Annotated in this window: 11 protein-coding genes; 5 read left to right on the forward strand and 6 right to left on the reverse strand. The window is 53.1% G+C overall.

The features are described from left to right. From PHV74_13175 to PHV74_13190, 4 genes are all read left to right on the forward strand, one after another. On the forward strand, positions 1 to 1,518 hold a 1,518-nt coding region (locus PHV74_13175; protein ID MDD5095309.1), incomplete at its 5' end, for a SelB C-terminal domain-containing protein. 201 nt (positions 1,519 to 1,719) lie between these two features. Then, entirely contained in the window at positions 1,720 to 2,196 is a 477-nt protein-coding gene (locus PHV74_13180; protein ID MDD5095310.1) for an HIT domain-containing protein, read from the forward strand. A gap of 217 nt (positions 2,197 to 2,413) precedes the next feature. Then, entirely contained in the window at positions 2,414 to 2,833 is a 420-nt protein-coding gene (locus PHV74_13185; protein ID MDD5095311.1) for a hypothetical protein, read from the forward strand. Further along, entirely contained in the window at positions 2,834 to 3,454 is a 621-nt protein-coding gene (locus PHV74_13190; GenBank protein ID MDD5095312.1) for a phosphatase PAP2 family protein, read from the forward strand. 74 nt (positions 3,455 to 3,528) lie between these two features. Here PHV74_13190 and PHV74_13195 read toward each other — a convergent pair whose 3' ends face one another. The 3 genes from PHV74_13195 to pdxS are packed head-to-tail and all read right to left on the reverse strand — an operon-like array spanning position 3,529 to position 6,572. After that, on the reverse strand, positions 3,529 to 5,052 hold the full coding sequence (locus PHV74_13195) for an AAA family ATPase (GenBank protein ID MDD5095313.1): 1,524 nt from the start codon (positions 5,050 to 5,052) through the stop codon (positions 3,529 to 3,531). Then, positions 5,049 to 5,630 (reverse strand): pyridoxal 5'-phosphate synthase glutaminase subunit PdxT, encoded by a 582-nt coding sequence (gene pdxT / locus PHV74_13200; protein ID MDD5095314.1) that lies wholly within the window; start codon positions 5,628 to 5,630, stop codon positions 5,049 to 5,051. Before pdxT ends, PHV74_13195 begins: the two co-directional genes overlap by 4 nt. A 60-nt stretch (positions 5,631 to 5,690) precedes the next feature. Next, entirely contained in the window at positions 5,691 to 6,572 is an 882-nt protein-coding gene (gene pdxS, locus PHV74_13205; protein ID MDD5095315.1) for a pyridoxal 5'-phosphate synthase lyase subunit PdxS, read from the reverse strand. A gap of 23 nt (positions 6,573 to 6,595) precedes the next feature. On the opposite strand from pdxS, the gene PHV74_13210 reads away from it, so the two are divergent. Beyond that, on the forward strand, positions 6,596 to 6,802 hold the full coding sequence (locus PHV74_13210; GenBank protein MDD5095316.1) for a hypothetical protein: 207 nt from the start codon (positions 6,596 to 6,598) through the stop codon (positions 6,800 to 6,802). A 131-nt stretch (positions 6,803 to 6,933) separates the two neighbouring features. Here the strand turns inward: PHV74_13210 and PHV74_13215 are convergent, their stop codons facing one another. The 3 genes from PHV74_13215 to PHV74_13225 all read right to left on the reverse strand — a co-directional run. After that, positions 6,934 to 7,431, reverse strand: a complete 498-nt coding sequence (locus PHV74_13215) for a MarR family transcriptional regulator (GenBank protein ID MDD5095317.1) — start codon at positions 7,429 to 7,431, stop codon at positions 6,934 to 6,936. 306 nt (positions 7,432 to 7,737) lie between these two features. Then, a complete protein-coding gene (locus PHV74_13220) occupies positions 7,738 to 8,145 on the reverse strand; it encodes an Hpt domain-containing protein (protein ID MDD5095318.1) in 408 nt (135 codons plus the stop codon). Then, positions 8,093 to 8,437, reverse strand: a 345-nt coding sequence (locus tag PHV74_13225; GenBank protein ID MDD5095319.1) for a response regulator, incomplete at its 5' end; no start/stop codon positions are given. The genes PHV74_13220 and PHV74_13225, both read right to left, overlap by 53 nt.

The raw sequence follows: 8,437 nt of genomic DNA on the forward strand, positions 1-8,437 counted from the left end.
AAGAAAGACCTCGTCGATGAAGAAATGCTGGAACTGGTCACCATGGATGCGGAAGAGGTCATCGAGGGAACTGCGCTAAAAGGCGCTCCCATTATCGTCACTTCTGCCACCACCGGGGAAGGCTTGCCCGATCTGCTGGCCGCTATCGATAAGCTGCTGGATGCCACCACACCGCGCAGAGATATCGGCAAACCGAGGTTACCGATCGATCGGGTATTTACCATGAAAGGTTTTGGCACAGTGGTCACCGGCACGCTGATCGATGGCAAGTTCACCACAGGACAGGAGGTGGAAATCCTGCCCTCCGGACAGCGAACCCATATTCGAGGATTACAAACCCATAAGAAGAAAGCCGATATCGCCCTTCCGGGCAGCCGGGTAGCGGTTAATCTGGCCGGCATCGCTACCGAGGAATTGCAGAGAGGACTGGTTATCACCACTCCGGGTTGGCTCAAACCCACCCGGTCTGTTGACGCCAGACTCCGGACCACCACCGATCTGCCCCAACCCATCAATCATAACAAAACGGTCACTTTCTATACGGGGGCCAGCGAGGTTCCCGGAAGGGTTCGCCTTCTGGACCAGGAGAAGCTGGGCCGCGGGGAAAGCGGATGGGTGCAGATCCTCTTGAACGAACCGGTAGCCGCATCCACCGGCGATCTGTTCATTATCCGCTCATCGGAAGGGACACTGGGCGGAGGAATAATCGTCGATACTCAAGCCAGGCGTCACCGCCGATTCCAGGCCGGCGTCATCGAAAGCCTTCAAAATCGTGCTAAAGGGTCGCCTGAAGATATCCTGATGGCTTCCGTGGAAGCAAGCGAGGGCGCTGAGGTCAAAATACTGCTATCGAAGTGCAGTCTCTCCCCGGAGGAGGGGAAAAAGGCGCTTGAAGTTCTGGTTTCCCAAAATCGAGTTTTGATCCTCGGTTCGGAAGGCCCCCATCCCCTCATTTTTTCGGCCGGCGGCTGGAATCGGATAGCTTCGGAAGCGCAAAAAGCCGTCCAAGCCTATCACGATCAGTTCCCTTTGCGATCAGGCATGCCCAAGGAGGAACTCCGGAGCAGGCTCAAAATCTCTTCTCAAAATTTCGGCAGTGCTTTATGTCAACTCGCCAGCGATCAGCTATTGGTGGAGGAAGGGACATCGGTGAGGCTTTCCTCTCATCAGGTCAAGGTCACCGCCCGGCAGCAAACCGAAATCGACATCTTTCTGAAGTCGCTTTCAGAAGACCAATTCTCGCCATCGATAGAATCCCTGCCGGCCGCAGATATTCTCGCCATGCTCATCGATCAACGGCGGATTATCAAAGTGAGCGATAGCGTTTTCTTTTCCGCTTCAGCCTATGATGAAATGGTCAAGCGGGTCACCGAACACATGAAATCCACCGGCAAGATCACCGTCGCCGAGGTGAGGGACATGTTCAAAACAAGCCGAAAATACGCGCTCGCCCTGATGGAACATCTTGACGAGCAGAAGATCACCCGCCGGGTGGGTGACGAACGAGTTCTGCGATGATCCCAGCGGGTCTACCGTTTGCTCACGAAGAATGGCATTGCACCAAACGTTTGTGGTTCGACAGGCTCACCATGAACGGAATACTTTCTTTCGCCGTTCGCCCTGAGCTTGTCGAAGGGAAGCGAAGAAAGAAAGGCCTTAAAGCTGAATAGATCAAGCAACGATTAACATCTAATCGGACCAGCCATGAAGGAGTCAACAATGGAATATATCTGGGCGCCTTGGAGAATCAACTATATCCTGAGCGAAAAGGAGAATGGCTGCATTCTCTGCCAGAAGCCAAAACAGGATCGCGATAAGGAGAATCTGCTGCTCTACCGGGGCAAACACAACCTTATTATGTTGAACCTGTATCCGTACAATCCCGGACATCTCATGGTAACCCCATATCGACACATCCAGTCCCTGGAAGCGATGGGAGACGAGGAAATGCTGGAGCATTTTCGACTGGTGAGCCGGTGCGTCAACGTGCTGAAGGAAACGATGCACCCTGATGGCTTCAACATGGGGATCAATCTGGGTAAAGTGGCTGGCGCCGGCATTGACGATCACATCCACACTCACATCGTGCCAAGGTGGAACGGAGACACCAATTTCCTGCCCGTCATCTCCGATACCAGAGCCGTGCCGGAAGCCCTGGCCGCAACATATGATAAACTGGTGCACAAGTTCGCTTGATCCACAGGAGCATCTTCTTGGCATAGACACACGGGTTCAATCGCGAGATTCGGACCGAACGAATCGCTTGCAGGAAATGCTATTCAGATGGCATAATGAGTTCGGGGATAGCATCCTCCATCAGAATGCAGATCGGTTTTCGGTATAACTTTGCGACGGAAGTACTTATCATTCATCACCCCTGTCATCCCAAACAGATCGGAAGGCATCATCACCAATGGATAGCTACCTCTTAGAATATCTTGCACTCACCATCGGCGGGTGCTTGGGAGTGTATCAAATAGCGGCAGCGTGCGGCGGATTCAAAGGGCTGCGCTTTTTCAAAAACTCCCGGCTCACCTGTCTGGTGGGGTTTTTGATACTCGGCGGCACATCGGGCTGGTTTTTCAGCGCGGTTGACCTCAAAATGAACTCGAATCCGGATGACCCAAAGATCGAAGGATTGCAGCAGCTTGAGTTTTTCCTGCTCGGCTCATTGATAGCCCTTATCATCACCTTCATTATTTCCTCTCTGGCCAATCGACGCACCATCTCCTCAGATGAAGAAGCGGTCATCGGGAAAGGGCTTGAGGACTTGAAACACCGGACCGTGTTCCAGGCTTTTGCCTACAGAATGAAGCACCGTGAGGATCGATAATTGACCGCTCCTGATTCACAAGTCTCCGAATGGATCACCGGCGTGGTTGGCGAGTCCCATTTCTTCGACAACATCATGACGCTGCTGGCCTCCGACTTCTTTGCCCCGGTATCAATCAGCCTGTTCTTGCTTTATATCTGGTTTGGGACCCGCGATCCCATCCTGAGAGTGAAGAATCAGTACGGAGTCATGTGCGCTTCTGCTTCGCTGGGTGTCGCCTGTCTGGGGGTAAAGATTCTCAATTCGCTCATTAATTTCGATCCATGGCCCCGCCCATTTATGGCCGACGATCCCGGCCTCCGGGAGAATGCCACTCATGCGGCCCAGGTCATCTTCTATTTTCCAACCGATCCGTCATTCCCGGCCAACATGGCCGCGGTTGCATTCGGCGCCGCGGCGGGGATGTGGTTTTATCGGCGCAGGGCTTCCATCCCTCTCTTCGTCTTTGCCATACTCTGGTCCTGCGGCCGCGTCTATGCCGGCGTTCATTATCCCCTGGACATCCTGGGCGGTGCAGCCATTGGGGTCAGTATGGCATGCGTGACCTATGGATTAATGAAAGTCTTCTGGCCTCTGCCCGCCTTTTTCCACTGGATTGGCCGCAAACTCTATCTGGCCTGAGATAGAATGTCCTTGCCTCGCTGATCCTAGAGATTCACGGGTAGTTGATCCATCAGGGGAAATCGGGTAATCGGCTACTTTTTGAGGATTATCACCCTTCGATTGGGCTCCTGCCCGGTGCTGTCCGATGTGAGATCGGACTTCTCAATGAGCTGGTGCTGAAGACGACGGATGAAGGAGTTTTGAGGGGCTAACTCCACCGAATCCTCGCCTTCTTTGACCGCACCGATCGCTTCTTCGGTATCCTTCAATGCCGCTTCCACGGGATCAACCGGCTCGGCGGATTCGTGCAGATTATATATACTGGCCAGACTGTGCTCTATTTGAGCCAGCGTATTGCTGCGGAGTACGTAAATCGGTATCTTGCTCTCCTGGGCGATTTCGAGGACCTTGGGATTCTTGCGATAATGATTCTTGGTGATCATGAACAAATCTGCATTGTTCAGACTGTCGACCAAATTCAGGGGGATTTGCATCCTGCGGGCGGTTTTCTCCAGCCGGCTACGATCGATCCCGAAGGGGAAAATTCTCTTATCGGCAGGCCCTCTGGATACGTCCTTGTTCCGATTCCTGGGCCGGACAGAGGAAGGAGGTGAGTCCTTCTTCTCGCTCTGCACTTCGCCGTTCTCGTCAAACCAGCGTTCCTCCACTTCCGCATCGCGCCCGCGGAGCAAGGCATCCACCACGCTGGCAACATCGGAATGAATAGCAACACGATCCCAGCTCTGGATCTCGACAATGACGTCGAAAGTAGGGGGCGCTTTTCGCTCCAGGATGGACTTCTGCGTGCGCCGCCGTCTGGCTTCTTCATCGCCTAAGGTGACGGTCTGAATGCCGCCCACAAGGTCGGAAAGGGTGGGATTCATAACCAGATTCTGCAGTGTATTGCCATGCGCCGTTCCCACAAGCTGCACTCCGCGTTCGGCAATGGTTCGAGCCGCTTGCGCCTCCAGCTCAGTGCCGATCTCATCGATAATAATCACCTCGGGCATATGGTTCTCAACCGCTTCGATCATCACGGCATGCTGCATCGATGGGCGAACCACCTGCATCCTTCTGGCACTCCCAATCGCAGGGTGAGGAATATCCCCGTCGCCAGCGATCTCATTTGAAGTATCAACGATGATCACCCGTTTCCCGAGTTCATCGGCAAGCACACGGGCCACTTCACGCAGCATGGTCGTTTTTCCCACGCCGGGACGCCCCAGAATCATGATGCTCTTGCCCGATTCCACCAAGTCCTGGATCAGCTTAACATTGCCAAACACCGCTCGCCCCACGCGACACGAGAGGCCGATGATGCGTCCGGCTCGATTTCTAATAGCCGAGATACGATGGAGAGTCCGTTCGATTCCGGCGCGATTATCTTCCCCAAAGAGACCAATGCGAGATACCACATAATCGATATCTTCAATGGAAACTTCTCCGGGGGCCAGAACTACCTGCTTATCGGGATACCGTGCCTGTGCTTGGCGACCTAGATCGAGGACCACCTCTAGCAGATGATCCCGATTTTGGTTATCCCAAAGGGGTCGAGCGATCGGTGACGGCAAGACATTGAGTAGAATATCCAGGTCATCGGTGATCGTTTTCTTCATCTGTTCTCATCCACCAGACGCGTGAAGTAGGCATGAAAGCGGGTATCGGCCGTCAGTTCGGGATGAAAGGCAGAGACAACCATGTTTCCCTCTCGGGCGGCCACCGGTGTTCCATCCGATAGCCGGGCAAGCACCTCTACAGATAAGCCAACATCTTCAATCCACGGAGCGCGAATGAAGACCGCATGAAACGGCATTTCACCCAGCACGGGCATGGAGAGATCGACTTCAAAACTATCCGCCTGACGGCCAAAAGCATTGCGCCGCACTTTGATATCCATGGCTCGGATGGAATAGCCGTCCAGCCCGATGATATCTTTGGCCAGGAGAATCATACCGGCGCAGGTCCCCAGAACCGGCATCCCTTCAGCAATGAGTTTGTGCACAGCATGAGTTAATTCATAACCGCGCATGAGCTTGCCGATGGTGGTACTCTCGCCGCCGGGGATCACCAGCCCATCCAAACCCTCAAGCTCCCGGGGGAGCCGCACCGGAACGGCTTCAACTCCAATGCCGCTCAATATGGTGATGTGTTCGACAAAAGCCCCTTGCAGGGCCAGGACGCCGATTCTTTTCATCTTGTTCTTACTGTGTTTATGTCAAGTATATCAAGGGATTCAGAGTGAGAGTGTTAATATCTACCACCCTCGTGTGGCCAGAAGCTCCGTCTCCGGTATCGACTTGATCTCCAATCCCGGCATGGCCTTTCCCAAATCCCGGGAAACCCTGGCGATGATTTCGGGGTCATTATAGTGAGTAGTGGCCTGGACAATGGCCTTGGCTCTGACCTGAGGATCGGAGGACTTAAAAATCCCCGATCCTACAAAGTTGCCTTCAGCGCCCAACTGCATCATCAGCGCAGCATCGGCGGGGGTAGCGATTCCTCCGGCAGCAAAATTGACCACCGGGAGCTTTCCGGTCTTGTGTACTTCAAGGACCAGATCGAACGGAGCGCCAAGCCTCTTGGCCTCCGCCATCAGCTCATCCTGGCCCATACTCTGAAGCTTGCGGATTTCTGAGATCACCGACCGCATATGCCGGACCGCCTCAACAACATTGCCTGTGCCCGCCTCACCCTTGGTCCTGATCATCGCCGCGCCTTCCCCAATACGACGCAAGGCCTCTCCCAGATCACGACAGCCACAAACAAACGGTACTTTGAAATCATGTTTCCAGATGTGGTTGGCTTCATCAGCCGGGGTGAGCACTTCCGATTCATCAATGAAGTCGACACCCAGCGCCTGGAGCACCTGAGCTTCCACAAAGTGTCCGATGCGGCACTTGGCCATTACCGGAATGCTGACTGCTTTGATGATGCCTTCGATCATCGTCGGATCGGACATTCGGGCCACTCCACCATCGGCGCGGATATCGGAAGGGACCCTTTCCAGGGCCATCACAGCACAGGCGCCAGCCTCCTCGGCGATCTTCGCCTGCTCCGGGGTAACCACATCCATAATCACCCCACCCTTTAGCATTTGGGCCAGCCCCGTCTTGACCGTCCATGTGCCCTTCTCCATCCTGAAGTCCTCCAAACCCTTAAGTGAAAGGCAGCTTGATCCACATCGTCCAAACTACCCAAAACAACTTTGGCCGAATAGCATTTCGTGCAGAAATATTCTACCCTTGCTATAAGGTGAATGCAAGCATCGCCAAAATCGCCTCGAACGGTAGATTCCGAGCAGTTGGAACAGCCATTGTCCACTACTGCAACTGCCGCCGCTACATCAATACAGTGGCTGATGTCTGATATAGCAGGAGAGAATATATTCCGGAGTGCAGAACCGAGGCGCGGATATAGACACTTAACCGATAGTGCTCAGTTCCAAAAGTGCCCTATTTCCGCTGATTGACGCCACCCAAAATGCCTGATCGTGAAGACTAGAACCACTGAGTCAGGGGGGTAGGAATCAGGCTTTCACCGTGAAGTTCCTGCATTTTTTCGAGCGCCTTTTTTTCCAATGTGGTCAACAATGACGCGAATCCCTCGCGCTCTTCCGCTTTGAGACTATCCATGATCTCTCGCAACACCGTCAAGTCCTTGGATCGCTCAATGGCCTCTTCCCCCTTCTGGGTGAGTGTCACTCGAATGAGATTCTTCTTGGGCAGATCCTTGACTCTTCTGATCAGCTCGTCCTTTTCCATGTTGTCCAGGATCACCTTCACTGTGTGAGGCTCTCTGTACAGCCACCGGGCGATTACGGCAGGCGTCACCGGTGTTGTAACACCCCTGATAACATACAAAACCTGAATCTGAATCCTGGAGACGCCAATGGACTGAAGTTGAAGGTCCATCGCTTTGCCAATCGCATCATGGGTTAGCCGGAACAGAAACCATAGTTTCTCGTAGCTTTCAACGAGTTCATTTGTCTGTACCATCACTTCCTCAACTCTTGCACTGTATTTTGACGTCAGGCCACTCTTAATGGATCAAACTTCTCTTGCACACATATGATGAACCACCCACTATACCAACCCATACGGATGTTATATCAGGCCCCGATCAATGTCAAGGCAGCCGATAACGCCTCAATCAGTGAATTTTGTAGTTCAATCGATGTGCCGAGTCAGTGGTACTACAGCCACATGGTCTCCGGGGGACGAGGAATCCACGAATTAAGGTCTCGCCTGAAAATAGCAATTGGAGAGGTTGCTCCCTGGGGAAGTCTTCTTGCAGAATGGTGTTCAGTAGGGCCTGTAAACGATTTGCACTCGCTCCAAATAATCGATGAGTTCGTCAGTCAATTCTCGAATAGCGTCGGTGGCGCTTGCCTTGGCTGCCTTCTCAATCGCCGCACCGATCTCAGTGATGCCATCAAAACCATAGCAGCCGCCGGACCCTCTCATTGAGTGCCCTAGAATTCTGATGGTTTCGAATTCACCCAACTGGAGTGATTTCGAGATGGTGGCGATGTCAGATTGTCGGTTCTTCAAAAACTCGGGTATCAGTTCTTCGAGGTCCTCATCCACCTCGGCAATGATTTTCCCGTTCTGTTTTGTGGCAAAGTTATCCATATCTATGAATATTCTCCTGCACTGCTTAATCAGAGCTTCCTTGGTTACTTGACGCTGGCGACTTACAAGCATATTCATGGATGGCTTCCATCAGCCGTTTCTTTTTGATGGGTTTGGTCAGGTGACCGTTACAACCCGCCTGAAGGCTTTTGAGTTCATCTTCTTTGGAGGCGTGAGCCGTGAGGGCAATAATCGGTGTTGATTCAAGCCCCTGTGCCTTTTCCCATTTACGAATTTCCCGCGTTGCCGAGTATCCGTCCCGCACCGGCATTTGAACATCCATAAGCACCAGATCATATCTGGCGCTCTTAAATCTGCCGATGGCCAGTTCGCCATTCTGCGCCGTCTCTATTTCACAGGGGGCTTTCTT

The sequence above is a fragment of the Dehalococcoidia bacterium genome (genome assembly GCA_028711995.1).
GTDB lineage: Bacteria > Chloroflexota > Dehalococcoidia > SZUA-161 > SpSt-899 > JAQTRE01.